We start from the raw sequence: 19,559 nt of genomic DNA, 5'->3' as shown, positions 1-19,559 counted from the left end.
GTCTATCCCGCGATACGCTGGGCCTGGCGCGCCAGAACGGCGGCGCGGGCCTGCGCGATCCAGGTCACGGTCGGGCGGGGCAGCATCGAGACGATCTGCCGGCGCAGGCGCCAGGATGCGCTGCCGCCCTCGGGCACCGGCTCGCCGGCCGGGATCTCGGTCTCCAGAACCGCGTCGGGCAGGCCCTCGCGGCCGGCGGCATTCACATAGAGGACAGCGTTGTAGCGATACCAAGGCTCGACATCGTCATGCCCGGCCAGCGCCGGCCGTACGCAATCGAAGGCGCGATATCCGCGCGCGGCGAACAGGTCCTGCCAGAAGGATAGCGGCTGCTCGTTGATGTGGAACTCGCCGCCCTGGCCCGGCACCGCGGCCGAGAACAGCACCCGGTCGCTGGCCCGCGTCAGGCTTGCCACCAGGGTTTCCGAGGCCTCGGTGGGCAGGTGCTCGCCGACCTCCAGGCTCTGGGCCAGGTCATAGCGGCGGTCGTATTTCAGTGGTTGCGTCAGATCGGCGGCGCGAAAGCTGTCGGGCGCGATCGCCAGCCGGACCCGCTCGACATAGTCGCCATCGACGCCGAGGACGTGTTCCACGCCGGCACGTTGCCATTCGGCCAGCCACACGCCCCGACCGCTGCCCAGGTCGGCCACGCTGCCGGCGTTCAACCAGGGTTGCAGAGCGGCGATCAGCCGGCGGGCCGAACTGCGCGCGCCACGGTCGATATAGTCGAAGAACCGGTCAGTGTAGATATGCGACATGTCAGACCTCGGAACAGGTTGCGGGGGCCGCGTAGACCCAGGCTTTCATCAGGATGTAGTTCTGGACCGGTAGGATCACGGTGACCGCGATGGCCGCGGCGAGATCCGGCAGACCGAAGGCGGGGGCCAGCCCGCCGGTGATCGCCGCCGAGCTTGCAAGTCCCAGCCCGATCATCACCGCGAACCGCATCGCCTGCCGTGGCGCGATCAGCCGGCGGCGGAAGGTGAACAGGGTCTGGCCCACATATTGCCCGGCCACGGCCAGACCGAAGGCCAGCGCATTGGCCCAACCCCGGCCCATTCCGGCCTGCAGGAACAGCAGGTAGAGTGCGACATAGGCCAGCGCCACGGCGGCACCGACCAGCGCAAAGCGCAGCAGGGGCGACGCCTGGCTCATGCCCGCGCCGTCCGCTTGTCGTGGCGGTTTTCGGGCGAGGGAACCGGCTCCAGGCTGCGCGCCTCTTCGGCGAGGTAGTAGAGCGGGCGGTGCTTGGCCTCCATGTAGAGGCGGCCAAGGTACTCACCCATGATGCCCAGCGTCAGCAGCTGGATGCCCGAGAAGAAGCTGACCGCCAGCACCACCGAGGCCCAGCCCGGCGCGGTGCTGTAGAGGAACAGCGAGCCGAAGACATAGATCGCCATCAAGAGCGAGACCAGCAGGCTGCAGAACGACAGGCGCGTGGCGAAACGCAGCGGCCGGGTCGAGAACCCGGTCAGCGCATCCGTGGCAAAGCTCAGCATCGCGCGCAGCGGATACTTGGTTTCGCCCGCCGCGCGCGGGGCGCGCACATATTCCAGCCCGATCTGGTCATATCCGGCCCAGGCGAACATGCCGCGCAGGAATCGCGTGCGCTCGGGCATCGCCAGCACCGCGTCAAGGGCGCGCCGGCTGACCAGACGGAAATCGCCGGTGTCTCGGGGGATGTCGACATCCGACAGAGCGTTGAGAAAGCGGTAGAACCCCCAGGCGGTGACCTTCTTGAACAGGGTCTCGCCCTCGCGTTTCGCGCGCCGGCCATAGACCACGTCATAGCCGCGATCCATCATCAGCATCATGTCGCCCAGCAGTTCCGGAGGATCCTGAAGGTCGGCATCCAACATGAACACCCGCTTGCCGCGCGCGGCCTCAAGCCCGGCGGTCAGCGCGACCTGATGCCCGCGATTGGCGGAAAGCCGCAGGCCCACCACCTGCGGCACTTCCTTTCGGGCGGCGCGGATCAGGTCCCATGTCCCGTCGGTCGAGCCGTCATCCACAAGGATGATCTCGGCCCGGTTGCTCCAGGGTTCGATCACCGCGGCCAGACGCTCCACGAGAGAGGGGAGGGACGCCTCCTCGTTCATACATGGCACGACGATCGACAGATACATGGCTGGTCCGCCCCTTGTTGCACAAGCCCATTACACAATCGGATCCCGAGGGACCGTGTTCAGAATTTGCAGTTCAATACGGCGGATTGCCGACCCAATCTGGGCATTTTTGCGGTTCCGGCCACAAAGGATGCGGTTCGGTGGAATTGTTTCAGGGGGCCGGTGCGAGCGCCCTGCCGCCGGTCCGGGCGTGGGAACACCCGGCGCTTGACATATCCGACTGTTTTAATAAGAAATGACTCATCGTCCGCCATCCCGCCTTCTGCCGGGTCAGCCAGCGAGACCGTCACCGGCCCGTCCAAGGGGCGGCGGCAGTCAGAGAAATCGCCAGCCGAATGCCCTCAGGAGGCCAGATCATGAACGCACAGACCCCGATGCACGAACGCTCCGAGCCGCTTCCGGTCCTGCCCACACACCGGGCCGAGGAACTGACCGAAGGCGGCAACCTGGCGCAGATCGCGCTGGGCCATCAGCTCTACACCCTGCGCATCACCCGCGCGGGCAAGCTGATCCTGACGAAATGAGCGGGCGGGTCAATCACGGCGGCGCGCCGGTTGGGCAGCTGGCCCATCTCGATCCGCTGCGCGCGCGGGCCGTAAAATGTCTGCGGACCTGGACCGACGACCCACAGACCCGGACGGGCGCCGTTGCCGCCATGTCGCGGATCTGCGGCCTGTGCGCCAGTTTCGGCCGCCGCCCGCTGATCCGTCACGCGCCGGACTGCGCGTACCTCGGCGCCGACGAAAGCTGTTTCGCCACGCTGGTCGCTGCCGCGGCCGATGGCGCGCGCGAGGACGCGCTACTGATGGCCTGCCTGATCGTGCGGCCCGACATGGCCCCGGTCCTGGCGGCACTGGCCGAGGATCTCGGCCTGGCGCTGCGCCGGGACGAGATCGGCCGAAGACTGGACACGCCGCAGACCGTGCCTGCCCCGGTCGTCCTGCACTGACCGACGCTGCGGCTGCGCTCAGGTGCAGCCGCAGCCGGGACCATGATGATGGTGCCGGTGCCGCGCGTCGGGCGTCATGTGGCCCAGTTCGCCCAGTACCGCTCGCAGGCAGCTCAGGATCATGTCCACATCCTCGGCCTCGATGGTCAACGGCGGGCGGATCTTGAGGATGTTGTCCTTCGGCCCCTCGCTGCCGATCAGGATGCGGTGGTCGCGCATGCGGTTCTTCACATAGGCGCAGATCTCGGTGGCCTCGGACCCGTCCGGGTGCACCAGTTCGACACCCAGGAACAACCCCATGCCGCGCACGTCGCCGATACAGGCGAAGTCGGCCTCGATCTGGCGCAGCCCCGCAATGAGCCGTTCGCCCATGACGCGGGCGTTCTCCTGCAGGCCCTCGTCGTCGACGATGTCGAGTACCTCCTTGCCGATCCGGCAGGACAGGGTCGAGCCGCCGAAGGTCGAGAAGAACTCGGGGCCTTGCGCAAAGCTCGCGGCGATCTCGCGTGTGGTGACCAGCACGCCCAGCGGGTGGCCGTTGCCGATGGGCTTGCCCAGCACAACGATATCTGGCGACGCGCCTTGCTGCTCGAACCCGAAATAGTGATCGCCCAGGCGGCCCAGCCCGGTTTGCACCTCGTCGGCGATGCAGACGCCGCCTGCTGCGCGCACCCGCGCGTAAACCGCCGGCAGGTATCCCGGCGGCGGGATGATCTGCCCGCCGACCGAAGGGAAGGTCTCGGCGATGAACCCGGCCAGCCCATGCCCCTTGTCCATAAGTCGGGCGATCGCCGGCTCGACCAGCGCGGCGAATTTCGCGGCCCGGTCGGGATCGTCGCGGCGGAACGATCCACGGTAGTCGTCGGCCAGCTCGACCAGTTCGACCCAAACGGGCTGTCCCGGCCCGCCGGGCTTGTTGAACTTGTAGGCCGAGATATCCACCGCCCCGGTTGTGTTGCCGTGATAGCCGTGATCGGGCGTCACCATGCCGCGCGCTCCGGTATGGGCGCGGGCCAGCCTCAGCGCCAGCTCGTTGGCCTCGGTGCCGGAATTCACGAAGAAGCAGACCTGCAGGTGATCGGGCAGTTTCGACAGGATTTTCTCGGCAAATCCCACCTGCGCGGGATGCAGGTAGCGCGTGTTGGTATTCACGCGCCTCAACTGGTCCGCCGCCACCGCCTGGATGCGCGGATGCGCGTGGCCCACATGCGGCACGTTGTTGTAGGCATCCAGATAGGGCCGCCCCCACTCGTCGAACAGATGATGCCGCCAGCCCCGGACCAGCATCACGGGCGCGTCATAGCTCAGGCTCAGATTGGGCGCGAAATGGTCCAGCCGCTGCTCCAGCACGCGGCTGCGGTCGGTCGGCCGGTGGTGCAGCCGGTCATCGGGCAGGTTCAGCAAGGCCGCCGGGTTGGGGCAGAGCGCGTGCCACAGCTCCAGTTCGTCGGGATCGGCGACACCGGGCCAGTCGGCCTCCATCCCCGCCACCGACAGCGCCAGTTGCAGATGCAGATGCGGCGCCCAGCCACCGTTCTGCCCGGGGCTGCCAAGGCGCGCGAAGGCGGCGCCCTGCTCCACCGGGTCGCCGACCCGCAGCCGGTCGCACACCTCCGGGTCCAGATGGCCATGGAGCGTGTGAAACGCATCGCCCTCGGGGGTTTCATGCCGCAGGATCACCACACCGCCATAGTCCAGATGCGCCGCCCGGTTCTCGACATGCGCGACCGTGCCCGCAAGCGGCGCGTGGATCGGCGTGCCGGCCGGCGCGAACACATCCGCAGCGATATGCACGCTGCGCCGGTCGCTGGCCTTCCACGGCCCCTTGCGGAATGCGGGCGCCGTATAGATCAGCCTCGGCTCGTTGTATCGGCCCAGCCACAGGCGGTTGCCCGCGTGCTCCTCGCCGACCCGGGCGGCCTCGTCCGGTGCCAGGTTGAACGGGTCGCGCGGCCAGACCGAGCCCTCGACCGACAGCGACCCGACCGGCGTATCCTCCAGCGACTCGCCCAGGATCGGCGCGAAGGATCCGCGCTGACGCTCCAGCCAGGCCATCACCCGGTCGGCGCCCTCGGCCACCGGCAGCCTGCAGGCGGCGCGCAGCCGCGCCGGCATCAGGGCGCCGTTCACGGCCTCGTTCTCCAGGAACCGCCAGGCCGGAGCCTGGCTGATCGTCACGTAAGGGTCGTCGGGCGCCTCTGTGGCCATCAAGGCCGAGTTGACCACCGAAACAACCAGCCGCATCCGCAACAGCGGCCAGATCAGGTCGACCTCGTCGGCCGTCAGCCGGTTGGCCGCGTGATAGCCCTGCACCAGCGCCGCCAGCGCCCGCTCGGGATGCGGGTGATTCAGCACCACATAGGCGCCGGCGATGGCCAATTCGCAAACCTTGGGCGCGGCGCAGATGTCGCCCAGGTCGATCAGCCCCGAGATCCGCCGCGGCTCGGACAGCACGCCCTCGACCAGGATGTTGTAGTCGTTGGCGTCGTTGTGGATGGCCTGACGCGGCAAAGCGGACAGTGCGGCGCGGATGCCCCGGAACCCCTCGACGATCTCGGTCAGCCAGGCGCGCCGGTCCGGATCGGCGATGACGTTCAGCTCCGCCTCGATCCATTCCGCCCGGGTCAGGTCCCACTTGAAGTCCCGCTCCAGCGACGGATGCCTGAAATCCTCCAGCGCGCGGTCCGCCGCGCCCAGCGTCCGGCCCAGCCGGCGGATCAGGTCAAGGGATTTCGGCGCGCTCTCGGCATAGCAGCGCCCCGGCAGCCGCTCCTGCAGCCAGACCAGGCGCGATTGGCCATCCGGGTCGGGCCACTCCAACAGCGCCGCACCGTCCAGCGCCTGGATCACCGCAGGAAACGGCAGGCCGGGCGCGCGCCGTGCCAGATGCGCCAGCGCCGCCACCTGCATCTCGACCAGCCCCCGGTCGCAGCCGGGCCGCATCACCTTGAGCACGAATTCCCGGCCGTCCTGCGCGGTTACCGCGAAATTCAGGTCATACTCTCCGTTCAGCCGCGCCAGCGTGGCCTTCATTCCCCAATGCTGGCGCAGGTGGCGCACCCAAGACTCGGTCGGCATTAATAACTCCCGCACTGGCCGGGGCGCGCCCGGGATCCCCTTCATCTGGCCGAAAATACCTCGGGGGAGTCCGCCTTGAAGGCGGACGGGGGCAGCGCCCCCGATGCGTCACCCCAACGCGCGCAACCGCTTGATCAGCGACGACGTATCCCAGCGCCCGCCGCCCAGTTTCTGCACGTCCTTGTAGAACTGGTCGACCAGCGCAGTGACCGGCAGCGAGGCGCCGGTCTCGTCGGCGGTATCCAGGCAGATGCCCAGATCCTTGCGCATCCAGTCCACCGCGAAGCCGTGCTCGAATTGATCGTCCAGCATGGTCTCATACCGGTTCGACATCTGCCAGCTTCCCGCCGCGCCCTGGCTGATGACCTCGACCACCGCGCGCCCGTCAAGGCCCGCTTTCTCGGCGAAATGCAGCGCCTCGCTCAAGCCCTGCACCAGCCCGGCGATGGCGATCTGGTTGCACATCTTGGTCATCTGCCCGGCGCCGCTGTCACCGATGCGACGGCAGATGCGGGCATAGGCGTCCATCACCGGCTCGGCCCGGTCGTAATGGGCCTGCTCGCCGCCGCACATGATCGACAGCGCACCATTCTCGGCCCCCGCCTGTCCGCCCGAGATCGGCGCGTCGACAAAGCCGATGCCCTTGCCTGCGGCGGCCTCGAACAGCTCGCGCGTGACCTTGGCAGACACGGTGGTGTGGTCGACAAAGACGCAGCCCTCATCCATCGCGGCAAAGGCGCCGTCCGCGCCCAGGCAGACCGCGCGCAGATCGTCGTCATTGCCGACGCAGGCCATCACGAACTCGGCGCCGGACGCGGCCGCGGCCGGCGTCGGAGCGCTGGTCCCGCCATGCTCGCCCACCCAGGCCTCGGCCTTTGACGCGGTGCGGTTGTAGACGGTCACGTCGTGGCCCGCCGCCTGCAGATGTCCGGCCATCGGATAGCCCATGACCCCAAGGCCCAGAAACGCGATTTTTGCCATGGCTCGATCCTTTCCCCTGCCGCGCGATGCTGCGCCAAGTCAAAGCAAAGCCCGTCCGGAAGGGCAAGGCGTTTCCGGGGCGCCGTCAGGCTCCGGGGCGCGAATCGTCCAGTTCCACCGGGTACCGGCGCGGCATGAGACCGGCCTGGAACCATTCGATCATGGTCTGGATGGAAAACACGGGCAGGCCGGTCCGGCGCCGGATATCTGCCGCGTAAGGCACCATGTTGGTGCATTCCAGCACGATGGCGCCCGCATCTGGCACACCCGCAAGGATTGCGTCGGCGGCGTCCAGCATATCCAGCCGGCAGCCGTCGAAGTCGATCTCGGGCGCGTCGCCGAGGATGTCCCGGCTCAGGCAACGGCCATCATCCGTCCCGTGGATCGGTGTGTCGGGCGGAACGCCCGCCGCCGCCAGATGAGCCTCCGTCAGCGTCGCCTTCGAGATGGTCAGGATCACCGCCCTGCGTCCCGGCGGAAGCATGGCCTGCACCATCGGTACTTGCATAAGCGATGAGGTCGCCACCGGAACGCCCAGTGCGGCGCGCAGATCCTCCTGCACCAGCGCCAGGAAACCGCAATTGGTGGTAATCCCGTCGCAGCCCATCGCCACAAGCTCGCGCCCTGCCTCGATGAAGACGGGCAGCAGGTCGCGCGGATTGCCCCGCACCACCTTGTCGGGCGAGGCGCCGCGCACCACCCGGTACTGCACCGGAAACGGCCAGCTCAGCGCATTGCCCATGTCGCCCGGAATGCGCGGAAACCGGGTCTCCAGCATCAGGATCCCCACCGATGCGCCATAAACGGTCTTGCCGCCCTGCAGAAGGTTCTGGGCCATCTCACATCTCCGGTACGTAGAGCTGCGCGAATGCCGCGCGCACGGCCTCGGTCGCTTCTTCCTGCCGGCGTTCGATATGGCTGCGCAACGCGCGCGCGGCCTTCTCGGGCTTTCGCAGCGCCACCACCTCCAGGATCCCGCGATGCGCGGCCAGCATGTCGCCGCGCGGGCCGCTGCGGGCCCGCAGGCTGCGCAGGTCGATCCGGCGGACATAGCGGATGCGGTCGGCCAGGTTGTCGAGCAGGCGCAGGATTTCGGCATTTCCGCTCAGCCCGGCGAGCTGTCGATGGAATGCCTCGTCCATCGCCAGCAGATCGTCGATCTCGGCATCCGCGTGATAGTCGGGTGCGATCCGGTCCAGTTCCTCCGCCAGTTCGGCGATCTGCGCATCGCTGGCGCGTTGGCATGCCAGGCGCACCGCCTCGCACTCGATTGCGATGCGCGCCTCGTACAGCTCCAGGATCAGATCCGGGCTGAGCGGCCGGCAGAAGAACCCGCGCCCGCTCTGGAAGGTCAGGAACCCCTCGGCGACCAGCCGGTTCAGGGCTTCACGGATCGGCGTGCGCGAGGCGTCGAGTTCGGCCGCCAGGGCGCTTTCGTTGATCCGCGCGCCGGGCTTGAAGGCGAACTCTGCCGCGCGGCTATGCAGCGCCTGGTAAAGCCGGTCCACATTGCTGTCGGGATTGGCCATGACATCCTCTTGCGGTTGCGGAAATCCTAGGGCGGGATCCACTTGCGCGCAACCTGTCATGCAACCCTGTATACAGAGCCGGCCTGCAATTTTGGGACGCACGGCAGGACCGCCGGGGGCCCTGGGGCGTGGCGTTGCTCGGGACGCCGCCACCCGCAACGCCACGTCACGGTTTGGCCGGCCCCGGCTTGGCGCTAGGATCCAGCCATCGCCGCCATAGGAGAGGTCGCATGCCGCTATTCACCCCCAATGCCGCCTGGGTCGAGGACGAGCACCGGATGTTCGCCGACATGGCGGGCCGTTTCATGGATGACGCGCTTGTTCCCAACATCGACGCCTGGACTGAGGCCGGGGTCGTCGACCGCGCGTTTTGGCGCAAGGCGGGCGAGACCGGGCTGATGGGGGGCGCCATCGCCGAGGAAAACGGCGGATCCGGCGGCGGGCTGGGGTTCGACGCGGTCACGCTCTATGAACAGGCCGCGCGTGGCGATGCCGGCTGGGGCTTCGGCATCCAGTCCATCGTGATGCACTATCTCGTGGCCTATGGCAGCGACGAGCAGAAGGCGAATTGGCTGCCACCATTGGTTTCGGGCGAGATGGTGGGCGCCATCGCCATGACCGAGCCAGGTACCGGGTCGGATTTGCAGGCGGTGCGCACCACCGCCCAGAGGGACGGCAATTCCTATCGCCTCAACGGTTCCAAGATTTTCATCACCAACGGCCAGAGCGCCGATCTGGTGATCGTGGTGGCCAAGACCGACAAGGACGCGCGCGCCAAGGGCGTCTCGCTGATCGCGGTCGAGACCGAGGGCGCCGAGGGCTTCCGCCGCGGGCGCAACCTCAAGAAGCTGGGCATGAAGGGCAACGACACCGCCGAGCTGTTCTTCGAGGATGTAAAGGTGCCGATGACCAACCTGCTGGGCCCGGAGGAGGGGCAGGGGTTCTACCAGCTGATGCAGCAATTGCCGTGGGAGCGGCTGACCATCGCCATCATGGCGCTGGGCGCGATGGATTTCGCCATCGCCGAGACGGTGAAATACGTGCAGGAGCGCAAGGCCTTCGGCCAGCGGGTGATGGATTTCCAGAATACCCGCTTCAAGCTGGCCGAGTGCAAGACCAAGGCCGAACTGCTGCGCAGCTTCGTCAACGACTGCGTGGCCCGGGTCGAGCGGGACGAGCTGGACGCCGCCACCGCCTCGATGGCGAAATACTGGGGCAGCCAGGCCCAGAACGAGGTCATGCACGAATGCCTGCAACTCTTCGGCGGCTACGGCTACATGATGGAATATCCGATCGCGCGTCTTTATGCCGACGCGCGGGTGCAGATGATCTATGGCGGCACCAACGAAGTGATGAAGGAGTTGATCGCCCGGTCGCTGGACGTCTGAGGCCGCTTGATCCACCGGTGGCCCCGTGCCATGCCAAGAGGCAGTTGAAACGGGTTTCGGATTGGCAGGGGTGACGACACAGGCGGACAATCTCTGGCATGTGACCAGCCGGGAAGCGGTGGACGCGCCGCCGCTGACCGAGGATGCGCGCGCCGACCTGGCGGTGATCGGCGGCGGGTTCAGCGGGTTGTCGGCGGCGCTGCACGCGGCCCGGGCCGGCGCGCGGGTCTGCCTGGTCGAGGCGCGGGAGATCGGGCATGGCGGGTCGGGGCGCAACGTGGGCCTGGTCAATGCCGGGCTCTGGTTGCCGCCCGATGACATCCGCACGCATCTGGGGGACGAGGACGGCGACCGGCTGATCGCGCTGCTGGCCGGGGCGCCGGACCTGGTCTTTGACCTGATCGACCGGCACGCGATCGCCTGCGAGCCGGTGCGCGCGGGAACGCTGCATTGCGCCCATGCCCCTTCGGGACTGGCCGACCTGAACCGGCGCCACGCGCAGCTGACCGCTGGTGGCGCGCCGGTCACGCTGTTGTCGGCCTCTGAGGCGCAGGCCCGCACCGGCAGCCCGGCGGTCCACGGCGCGCTGTTCGACCCGAGGGCCGGCACGATACAGCCGCTGGCCTATGCGCAGGGGTTGGCCCGGGCGGCAAGGCAGGCGGGGGTGCAGATCCACGCCACGACCCCGGCCCTGTCCATCAACCGCGACGGCGACAGCTGGCGCATCGTCACCCCGCGGGCCGAGATCCGCGCCGGGGCGGTGATCCGCGCCACCGGCGCCTATCAGACCGATCTGCAGGGATCGGCGGCAGAACATGCCAGGGTGAACTTCTTTCAATACGCGACCGCGCCCTTGAGCGCGGACCAGCGCCAGCGCATCCTGCCAGGGGGCGAGGGCTGCTGGGACACCGCGCTGGTGATGTCGTCCTTCCGCACCGACGCGGCGGGGCGGCTGATCCTAGGCGGCATGGGCGATCCGGGCCATGCCGCCGGCGCGATCCACGCCGCCTGGGCGCGGCGCAAGCTGGCCCGGCTGTTCCCGGATCTGGCGGATCTGCCGCTGCAACAGGGATGGTGCGGGCGGATCGCCATGACCTCGGACCACCTGCCCAAGCTGACGCGGCCCGGCCCCAACGCGCTGGCCGTGCAGGGATATTCCGGGCGCGGCATCGCCCCGGGCACGCTGTTCGGCAAGGCGATGGCCGAAAGCCTGCTCGGCGGCAGCGATTCGGGCCTGCCGGTTCCGGTGGTGGACAGCCACGCCGAGCGCCTGACCACGGCGCGCAGCGTGTTTTTCGAAGCCGGCGCCACGCTGGCCCATCTGGTCGGCGCCCGGCTCTGAGCCGGGCCGGCGACAGCAAGGGAGGGGGTGCTATGGGCATCCGGTTGTTCTCGACCCGCAAGCGCCCGGTGCACCTGGGACCCTATCCGCTGGAGCGGCTGGCGCGGCGCGACTCGGCGGCACCGGGCAGCGTGCCGCCCATGCCGCAGCTGAGTTTCAACCGCCCCGAACGCCCCGAGAGCATCGTCAACGCGATGGGCGAGTTCCAGGCGATGATGGACGCGATCCGCGACGGGACGGTCAACCCGGCCCGCGCCGAGATCCCCGCAGATCCGCAGGAGCGCGCCAACCACCTCAAGGCCTTCGGCTATTTCTGCGACGCCTCGATGGTGGGGATCGGCCCGGTGCCGGCTGCCGCGCGTCTGGGCGCGCCGCGCCGCAATCCCGAGATCGACCGGCTGGCCCATGCGCTCAGGACGCGGCAGACCAAGACCCTGGCCTCGGGCATCGACCTGGTGATGGCCGACCTCAAGGAGAGCATGGAGGCCGAGCCGCGCCCGATCGCGACCCATTCCCATGCGATCGTCTTTCTCTACGAGCATCACCGGGATCCCGACCCCGACGAGCCCGGCAGTGATTGGATCCTCGACGCGCAGGACCACCGCGCCTGCCTGCGCGCCACCGAAACGGCGGTGGTGATCGCCAATTACATCCGGCTGCTGGGCCGGGACGCGCGGGCGCACACGCCGACATCCACAGATGTCGACCTGAACCGGCTGGTGGTGGCCGCAGGCCTGGCCACCGCCGAGGATGGTGCCCTGGTGGCGCCCTGGCTGGGCACCCGGTTCGGGCTGGCCGCCGTGACCACCGACATGACTCTTGTCCATGACCGGCCGCTGGCGCCGATGTCCGAGCAGCCGCGCCTGCGGATGAACGGCCCGCGCTGGTGGCTGGGCGCGGGCACCGCCAAGGGCGCGGTCAGCCGCGACCCCTATGCCACCCGCCGCTATGCCGATGGCGCCCACCCGTTCGAGCGGCTGAAACGGGTGGACACGCCCACCACCTATATCGACGAGGCCAATGTCGCGCGCGTGCCCAAACGCACCGACATGTTCGCCCGGGCGCTCTTTGGCGACATGGGGCCCAACGTGCAGGAGCAGGCCAGGGGCGGGCACTACGTGCGCAAGGCGGCCCCCAGTTTCGCGCAGCGCCGGGCCCTGGGCGCCTTTGTCCTGCTGCAGGACGGCGACAGCGCCCCCGGTCCGCGCCCCTCGGACGCCGCGCGCAATGCCGCCAACCTCAAGGCCGCGAGCTATTTCCTGGGCATCGACGCGGTGGGGCTCAGCCGCTGCCCGGATTGGGCCTGGTATTCCCACGACGCGGCGGGCGAGCCGATCGCGCCCCGCCACGGCGCGGCGGTCAGCATGATCGTCGACCAGGGCTATGAGACGATGGAGGGGTCCAGCGGCGACGACTGGATCGCGGTGTCGCAGTCGATGCGCGCCTATCTGCGCTTTTCGCTGCTGGGCGGCGTCATCGCGCAGCAGATCCGCAACCTGGGCTATCGCGCCAAGGCGCATACGGTGATGGATGGCGAGGTGCTGCAGCCGCCGCTCCTGCTGCTCAGCGGGCTGGGCGAGGTGAGCCGCATCGGCGAGGTGATCCTGAACCCCTATCTGGGGCCGCGGCTGAAATCGGGCGCGGTGACCACCGACATGCCGATGGCCTTCGACCGGCCCATCGATTTCGGCCTGCAACGGTTCTGCGAAGCCTGCAACAAATGCGCCCGCGAATGCCCCTCGGGTGCGATCACCGCCGGGCCCAAGCGGATGTTCAACGGCTACGAGATCTGGAAATCCGACAGCCAGAAATGCGCCACCTACCGGATCACCACCAAGGGCGGGGCGATGTGCGGGCGCTGCATGAAGACCTGCCCGTGGAACCTGGAGGGGCTGTTTTCCGAACGCCCGGTGCGCTGGGCGGCGATGAATGTCCCGGCCGCCGCCCCGGCGCTGGCGCGGCTGGACGACGCGCTGGGGCGCGGCGGGCTGAACGAGATCAAGACCTGGTGGTGGGATCTGGAGTTGCAGGAGGACGGCGCCTACCGGCCCACCGAGCACCCGGTCAACAGGCGCGGGCTGCAACGCGACCTGGACCTGAAATTCGAGGACCAGACGCTGGCCGTCTATCCCGCGCCGCTGGCCCCGCACCCCTGGCCCTGGCCCTTCCCGATGGACCGCGAGGCGGGGATCGCCGCCTACAAGGCCCTGGTCAGCGCCGAGGAATACAAGACGCGCCTGGCCGCCGGCGATGACAGCGTGGTGCATCGCTATACGATCAGCGGCGACGCGCCGGTGATGCAGGTCGAGGTCGTCCGGGCCGCGGCAATGAGCCCGGACGTGACGAAATACGAGTTTGCGCGCCCCGGTGGCGAGGCCTTGCCGGACTGGACCGCAGGGGCGCATCTGGACGTGCTGGTGGCGCCGGAATTCCTGCGGCAATACTCGATGTCGGGCGATCCCGCCGACCGGACGCGCTACCAGATCGGGGTGCTGCGCGAGTCGCCGGGGCGGGGCGGCTCGCAGCTGCTGCACCGGATCTTCACGCCGGGACGCAAGGTCTTCATCTCCAGGCCGATCAACCATTTCGAGCTTGTCGAGGACGCCACCCACACGATCCTGCTGGGCGGTGGCATCGGCATCACGCCGATGATCGCCTTCGCCCACAGGCTGCACGCGCTGGGCCGGTCCTTTACGCTGCACTACGCGGTGAGTAGCCGCGCCGCGGCGGGCTATCTGGACGACCTGGCGGCGGTTCCCTGGGCGGAAAGGGTTCAGCTGCACGTCTCGGACGAGGGCACCCGTGCCGATCTGGATACGGTGCTCTCTGGTTATCGGCCTGGCTGGCATGTCTATACCTGCGGACCGGACAGGTTCATGGATGCGGCGATGCAGGCCGCCGCGCGCCAGGGCTTCCCCGAAGAGGCGCGGCACCTGGAGTATTTCTCGGTGCCCGAGCAGCCGGACTACGAGAACCACCCCTTCACCCTTCGACTCGCGCGGTCGGGCCGGGACATCGCGGTGCCGGCCGACAAGGACGCCGCTCAGGTGCTCAATGCGCACGGGATCCACGTGGACGTCAAATGCTCGGACGGGATCTGCGGCGTCTGCCGCTGCGGACTGGTCTCGGGCGCGGTGGAGCATCGCGACTTCGTTCTGTCGCGGGCGCAGCGCGAGACCTCGATCATCCTGTGTCAGAGCCGGGCGGCGGAGCCCGGTGGCGTGGTCGAAATCGACCTCTGACCGGGCATGGGGGCGCTCCCCTGTCGCCTGGCGGCGACTCCCCCCCCGAGGTATTTCGGGCCAGATGAACGCGGGATCCCGTGGACACGGGGCGGCCCCGGCGCGATAACGAGTGCAAGGGGAGGACCAAGATGATCGACTGGGACGACGCTTTCGACAATTCCGGATACGTTCCCGGCGCCGCCGCGATGCTGGAACGGTGGACGGCGCAGGCGCGCGCCGTCCGGGTGGAGGCCGGCGAGCTGGACATCGCCTATGGCCCGGGCGCGCGCAACCGGCTGGACCTGTTCCGACCCGAGGGCACAGTGCGCGGCCTGGCGGTGTTCGTGCATGGCGGATACTGGCACATGCTGGACAAGAACGTCTGGTCGCATTTCGCCACCGGCTGCCTGCCGCGCGGCTGGGCGCTGGCGGTGCCCGGCTATACCCTGGCGCCGGAGATGCGGATCGGCGAGATCGTGCGCGAGATCGCCGCCGCCGTAAGCTTTGCGGCCGAACTGGTGCCGGGGCCGGTGCGGCTGATCGGGCATTCCGCCGGCGGCCACCTGGTGTCGCGCATGGCCTGCGAGGGCGGGCCGGTGCCGGGGCGGCTGGAACGGGTGGTCTCGGTCAGCGGCATCCACGACCTGCGGCCGCTTCTGGGCACGCGCATGAACGAGATCCTGCAACTGGACACCGCCGAGGCCGAGGCCGAAAGCCCCGCCCTGCGCCGTCCGCGCGACGGGCTGGACGTGCGGTTCTGGTGTGGCGCCTGCGAGCGGCCCGAACTGCTGCGCCAGACCCGGTTGATCTCGGAGGCCTGGGCCGCGCCGAACACCTTTGAACCGGATCACGACCACTTCACCATCATCGAGGGGCTGGGCGATCCCGGCTCGCCCCTGACCGAGGCCTTTCTGGGCGCGCCCGACTGACTCGATGGCCAAGTGCGGCGGGAGCGTGAGACTTTCGCACGGGGCGCATGGACGCGCGGGTAACACTGGTCTAGGTTCCAGCCGACTCCGGATGGAGATGACCCGAAATCAGCCGTGAGGTGGATCATGGAATATCACAGCCCAGCCAGTTTCGACGAAGCCTCGGCGCTGGCCGCGCAGGCGCAGGGCGTGACCCGGTTTCTCGCCGGCGGCACGGATGTGTTGGTGCAGCTGCGCTCGGATCTGGTGACACCGGACACGCTGATCGACGTCAAGAGGATCGCCGGCGCGCGCGACATCACACGCAACGCCGACGGCAGCTGGACACTGGGCGTGGCGGTGAGCGGCGCCGAGATGCGCGAACATGCCGAGCTGGGGCGCGACTGGCCCGGGTTGGTCGAGGCGATGGACCTGATCGGCTCGACCCAGGTGCAGGGCCGCGCGACGCTGGCCGGGAATCTGTGCAACGCCTCGCCCGCCGCCGACAGCGTGCCGGCGATGGTGGCCGCGGGGGTGCGTGTGACGATCACCGGACCCGACGGCACCCGGCAGGCCGCGGCCGAGGAGATTCCGACCGCGCCGGGCAAGACCTCTCTGGGCAAGGGCGAGCTGGTCTCGGCCCTGCATGTTCCGGCGCGCGGGGACCGGGGCGGCGACGCCTACCTGCGGTTCATCCCGCGCACCGAGATGGACATTGCCGTTGTCGGCGCGGCGGTGAACCTGCGGCTGGATGGCGAGACCGTGACCGAGGCGTGGGTTTCACTGGGCGCGGTAGCCCCGACTGTGCTGCTGGTGGAGGACGCCGCCGCGGCCATCATCGGCACCACGCTGGATGACGCCGCGCTGGCGGCGCTGGACTCGGCGGCCCGGGCGGCCTGCAGCCCCATCGACGACAAGCGGGGCACCGTTGATTTCCGCACCGAGGTTGCGGGTGTTCTGGCCAGACGCGCGGCCAGGTTCGCATATGCACGCGCGAAAGGAGACGCGAAATGAGCCGGGTTCACGTGACGACGACCGTAAACGGCGACGAGACCGAATTCCTCTGCGATCCGCGCGAGACGCTGCTGGACTGCCTGCGCGACCGGCTGAACCTGACCGGCGCCAAGGAAGGCTGCGGCACCGGCGACTGCGGCGCCTGTTCGGTCACGCTCGATGGGCGGCTGGTCTGTTCCTGCCTGGTGCTGGGGGTCGAGGCCGAAGGCCGCGAGATCGGCACCATCGAGGGCGTCGCCCAGGGTGACGAGCTGCATCCGCTGCAGCGCAAGTTCATCGAACATGCCGCCCTGCAATGCGGCATCTGCACGCCGGGCATCCTGGTCGCGGCCAAGGCGCTTCTGGAGAAGAGCCCGGATCCGACCGAGGAGGAGGTGCGCTATTGGCTGGCCGGCAACCTGTGCCGCTGCACCGGATATGACAAGATAATCCGCGCCGTGATGGACACGGCCGCCGAGATGAGGGAGGCCGTCTGATGGCTCTGGACGACAGCAAGCGCGAGTTTCGTTTCGTCGGCACCCGCCCCGACCGACCCGACGGTCTGGACAAGGTAACGGGCCGCGCCCGCTTCGGCGCGGACATGAACGCGGCAGGGATGCTGCACGGCGCGATACTGCGCAGCCCGCACGCCCATGCCCGGATCGTCCGGATCGACACCTCCAAGGCCGAGGCGCTGGCCGACGTGAAGGCGGTGGTCACGCGAGCCGATTTCGCCGAGGTCCCGTTCAAGCCCGGCCTCGCCGGCGAGGTCTGGAACGTGCTGGAAAACGTGATGGCCGGGGACAAGGCGCTCTATGACGGGCATGCGGTGGCCGCCGTGGCCGCCACCTCTGCGCTGGCGGCGCGCGACGCGCTCAAGCTGATCGAGGTGGAATACGAGGAACTGCCGTATGTCACCGACGTGAACGCGGCGATGCGCCAGGACGCGCCGGTGATCCGCGAGGGGGCGGCCGATTTCTCGGTGCCCGACGACATGCATCCCAACGTGGTGCGGCGCCATGAAAGCGGGCACGGCGATGTCGAGGCCGGGTTTGCCGAGGCCGACCTGGTGATCGAGGACAGTTTCGAGACCGAGGCCACGCACCAGGGCTATATCGAGCCGCATGCCTGCCTGGGCCAGCTGGGCAAGGATGGCAAGGGCGAGCTGTGGTGCTGCACCCAGGGCCACTGGATCGTGCAGAAGACCTGCGCCGCGCTGCTGGGCATCGAGACCGCGAACCTGCGGGTGACCGCCTCGGAGATCGGCGGCGGGTTCGGCGGCAAGACCACCGTGTTCATCGAACCGGTGGCGCTGGCGCTCAGCCGCAAGGCGAACCGGCCCGTGAAGATCGTGATGAGCCGGGCCGAAGTGTTCCGGGCCACAGGGCCCACCGCCTCGGCCTCGATGGACATCAAGGTCGGCATGAAGAAGGACGGCACCATCACCGCGGCCCAGGGCGAGTTCCGCCTGCAGGGCGGTGCCTTTCCCGGTGCGCCCGGCGACATGACGGCGATGTGCGCCTTTGCGCCCTATGACCTGAAGAACGTGCACCAGGTCGGCTATGACGTGATGACCAACCGCCCGAAACAGGCCGCCTATCGCGCGCCGGGCTCGCCGATGGCGGCCTTCGCGGTTGAATCGGTGGTCGACGAGCTGTGCCGGAAGCTGGATCTCGACCCGATTGAGGTGCGGCTCAAGAATGCCGCGCGCGAAGGCACCAAGGCCAGCTATGGCCCCCGGTTCGAACGGATCGGCCTGGTCGAGACGCTGGAGGCCGCCAAGGCGCATCCGCATTACGCCGCGCCGCTCAAGCCGGGGCAGGGGCGCGGCATCTCCTGTGGCTTCTGGTTCAACCACGGCGGCGAAACCAGCGTGTCGCTGGCGCTGTCCGAGGACGGCTCGGTGCAGCTCATGGTCGGCACGCCGGATATCGGCGGCAGCCGCGCGTCGATGGCGCTGATGGCGGCCGAGGTGCTGGGCATTCCCTATGAGAACATCCGCGTGACCATCGCCGACACGGCCAGCCTGGGATACAACGACGTAAGCCACGGCAGCCGCGTGACCTATGCCAGCGGGCTTGCCACGATCAAGGCGGCCAAGGATGCCGTGCGCAAGCTCAGCCAGCGGGCCGCCGCGAAATGGGGGATCCCAGAGGACGCGGTGAAATGGGAAGACGGCTGTGCGGTTCCTTCAGGCCCCAATGCCGGCGATTTCGACCCGCTGCCGCTGGCCGAGATCACCGCCGAGATGGGCCAGACCGGCGGACCGATCTCGGGCCATTTCGAGGCCACGCCCGAGGGTGCCGGCGTCAGCTTTGCCACCCATATCGTCGATGCCGAGGTCGACCGCGAGACCGGCGCCACCAAGGTCGTGCGCTACACCGTGATCCAGGATGCCGGCAAGGCGATCCACCCGACCTATGTCGAGGGCCAGTTCCAGGGCGGCGCGGCGCAAGGGATCGGCTGGGCGCTGAACGAGGAATACATCTATGGCGAGGATGGGCGGCTGCAGAACGCGGGTTTCCTCGACTACCGCATTCCGGTTGCCTCCGACCTGCCGATGATCGACACGGTGATCGTCGAGGTGCCCAATCCGGGCCACCCGTTCGGCGTGCGCGGGGTCGGTGAGACCTCGATCTGTCCGCCGCTCGCGGCCATCGCCAACGCGGTCTCGGCGGCGGCCGGGGTGCGGATGCGTCACCTGCCGATGTCGCCGCCGCGCACGCTGGCCGCGCTCAAGGCCCGCGATGCCTGAGGTCCATCTCTGGTCCGGCCTGCGCGGCCTTGCCGACGGCAAGGAATCCGTCGAAGTCGAGGCTGGGACCGTGGGCGAGTTGCTCGATGCGCTGGTCCGCGCCCATCCGGCCCTGCAGGAGGCGATTGACGCCGGCGTGTCGGTCGCCATCGACGGGCGCATCATCGCCGGCAGCCTGACCGAACCGGTGCCCGAGGGCAGTGAGGTCTACCTGATGCAGCGATTGCGCGGCGGCTGAACACGCCGCCGTGATTGCGCGGCCCAAGCGCGGTCTCGCGGCTTGCAT

Annotated in this window: 17 protein-coding genes; 10 read left to right on the top strand and 7 right to left on the bottom strand. The window is 68.7% G+C overall.

Going from position 1 to position 19,559, the window contains the following annotated elements; translation table 11 throughout:
* Window positions 1-2 precede the first annotated feature (2 nt).
* Genes BMX57_RS12755 through BMX57_RS12745 form a run of 3 tightly spaced genes read right to left on the bottom strand, consistent with a single transcriptional unit; the run spans window position 3 to window position 2,126 of the window.
* Window positions 3-758 (bottom strand): class I SAM-dependent methyltransferase, encoded by a 756-nt coding sequence (locus BMX57_RS12755; protein WP_092367531.1) that lies wholly within the window; start codon window positions 756-758, stop codon window positions 3-5.
* Between the two features lies 1 nt (window position 759).
* The gene (locus BMX57_RS12750) at window positions 760-1,155 is read right to left on the bottom strand and encodes a GtrA family protein (protein ID WP_092367528.1); all 396 of its coding nucleotides are present in this window, start codon (window positions 1,153-1,155) and stop codon (window positions 760-762) included.
* On the bottom strand, window positions 1,152-2,126 hold the full coding sequence (locus BMX57_RS12745; protein ID WP_092367525.1) for a glycosyltransferase family 2 protein: 975 nt from the start codon (window positions 2,124-2,126) through the stop codon (window positions 1,152-1,154). Before BMX57_RS12745 ends, BMX57_RS12750 begins: the two co-directional genes overlap by 4 nt.
* 356 nt (window positions 2,127-2,482) lie before the next feature.
* On the opposite strand from BMX57_RS12745, the gene hemP reads away from it, so the two are divergent.
* Together hemP and BMX57_RS12735 are read left to right on the top strand one after the other, a co-directional pair.
* The gene (gene hemP, locus BMX57_RS12740) at window positions 2,483-2,650 is read left to right on the top strand and encodes a hemin uptake protein HemP (protein WP_092367522.1); all 168 of its coding nucleotides are present in this window, start codon (window positions 2,483-2,485) and stop codon (window positions 2,648-2,650) included.
* Window positions 2,647-3,075, top strand: a complete 429-nt coding sequence (locus tag BMX57_RS12735) for a hypothetical protein (protein ID WP_092367519.1) — start codon at window positions 2,647-2,649, stop codon at window positions 3,073-3,075. The genes hemP and BMX57_RS12735 overlap by 4 nt, the downstream gene beginning before the upstream one ends.
* 18 nt (window positions 3,076-3,093) lie before the next feature.
* Here the strand turns inward: BMX57_RS12735 and BMX57_RS12730 are convergent, their stop codons facing one another.
* The 4 genes from BMX57_RS12730 to BMX57_RS12715 form a co-directional block, all read right to left on the bottom strand.
* Window positions 3,094-6,153, bottom strand: a complete 3,060-nt coding sequence (locus BMX57_RS12730) for an aminotransferase class III-fold pyridoxal phosphate-dependent enzyme (protein ID WP_092367516.1) — start codon at window positions 6,151-6,153, stop codon at window positions 3,094-3,096.
* 108 nt (window positions 6,154-6,261) lie between these two features.
* Entirely contained in the window at window positions 6,262-7,134 is an 873-nt protein-coding gene (locus tag BMX57_RS12725; RefSeq protein WP_092367513.1) for an NAD(P)-dependent oxidoreductase, read from the bottom strand.
* Between the two features lie 85 nt (window positions 7,135-7,219).
* Window positions 7,220-7,972, bottom strand: coding sequence for an aspartate/glutamate racemase family protein (locus tag BMX57_RS12720; protein WP_092367510.1), 753 nt, complete (start codon window positions 7,970-7,972; stop codon window positions 7,220-7,222).
* 1 nt (window position 7,973) lies between these two features.
* Window positions 7,974-8,663 (bottom strand): GntR family transcriptional regulator, encoded by a 690-nt coding sequence (locus BMX57_RS12715; protein WP_092367507.1) that lies wholly within the window; start codon window positions 8,661-8,663, stop codon window positions 7,974-7,976.
* Between the two features lie 230 nt (window positions 8,664-8,893).
* Between BMX57_RS12715 and BMX57_RS12710 the strand changes: the two genes are divergently transcribed.
* From BMX57_RS12710 to BMX57_RS12675, 8 genes are all read left to right on the top strand, one after another.
* Window positions 8,894-10,051 (top strand): acyl-CoA dehydrogenase family protein, encoded by a 1,158-nt coding sequence (locus BMX57_RS12710; protein WP_092367504.1) that lies wholly within the window; start codon window positions 8,894-8,896, stop codon window positions 10,049-10,051.
* A 70-nt stretch (window positions 10,052-10,121) separates the two neighbouring features.
* Window positions 10,122-11,393 carry an NAD(P)/FAD-dependent oxidoreductase gene (locus tag BMX57_RS12705; RefSeq protein ID WP_092367502.1) on the top strand — a complete coding sequence of 424 codons (1,272 nt, stop codon included), beginning with the start codon at window positions 10,122-10,124 and terminating at the stop codon, window positions 11,391-11,393.
* Window positions 11,394-11,425: 32 nt separating this feature from the next.
* Window positions 11,426-14,635 (top strand): reductive dehalogenase, encoded by a 3,210-nt coding sequence (locus BMX57_RS12700; RefSeq protein ID WP_092367499.1) that lies wholly within the window; start codon window positions 11,426-11,428, stop codon window positions 14,633-14,635.
* Between the two features lie 131 nt (window positions 14,636-14,766).
* Complete coding sequence (locus BMX57_RS12695) at window positions 14,767-15,546, top strand: alpha/beta hydrolase (protein WP_092367496.1); 780 nt, start codon at window positions 14,767-14,769, stop codon at window positions 15,544-15,546.
* A 126-nt stretch (window positions 15,547-15,672) separates the two neighbouring features.
* A complete protein-coding gene (locus tag BMX57_RS12690) occupies window positions 15,673-16,539 on the top strand; it encodes an FAD binding domain-containing protein (RefSeq protein WP_092367493.1) in 867 nt (288 codons plus the stop codon).
* Window positions 16,536-17,015, top strand: coding sequence for a (2Fe-2S)-binding protein (locus BMX57_RS12685; RefSeq protein WP_092367490.1), 480 nt, complete (start codon window positions 16,536-16,538; stop codon window positions 17,013-17,015). Before BMX57_RS12690 ends, BMX57_RS12685 begins: the two co-directional genes overlap by 4 nt.
* Window positions 17,015-19,273, top strand: coding sequence for a xanthine dehydrogenase family protein molybdopterin-binding subunit (locus BMX57_RS12680; protein WP_092367487.1), 2,259 nt, complete (start codon window positions 17,015-17,017; stop codon window positions 19,271-19,273). The genes BMX57_RS12685 and BMX57_RS12680 overlap by 1 nt, the downstream gene beginning before the upstream one ends.
* The gene (locus BMX57_RS12675; RefSeq protein WP_092367484.1) at window positions 19,266-19,511 is read left to right on the top strand and encodes a MoaD/ThiS family protein; all 246 of its coding nucleotides are present in this window, start codon (window positions 19,266-19,268) and stop codon (window positions 19,509-19,511) included. Before BMX57_RS12680 ends, BMX57_RS12675 begins: the two co-directional genes overlap by 8 nt.
* Window positions 19,512-19,559 lie beyond the last annotated feature (48 nt).

This window comes from Cribrihabitans marinus, assembly GCF_900109035.1.
GTDB classification, from domain to species: Bacteria; Pseudomonadota; Alphaproteobacteria; order Rhodobacterales; family Rhodobacteraceae; genus Cribrihabitans; species Cribrihabitans marinus.
This window is presented reverse-complemented; position numbering and strand designations above follow the sequence as displayed.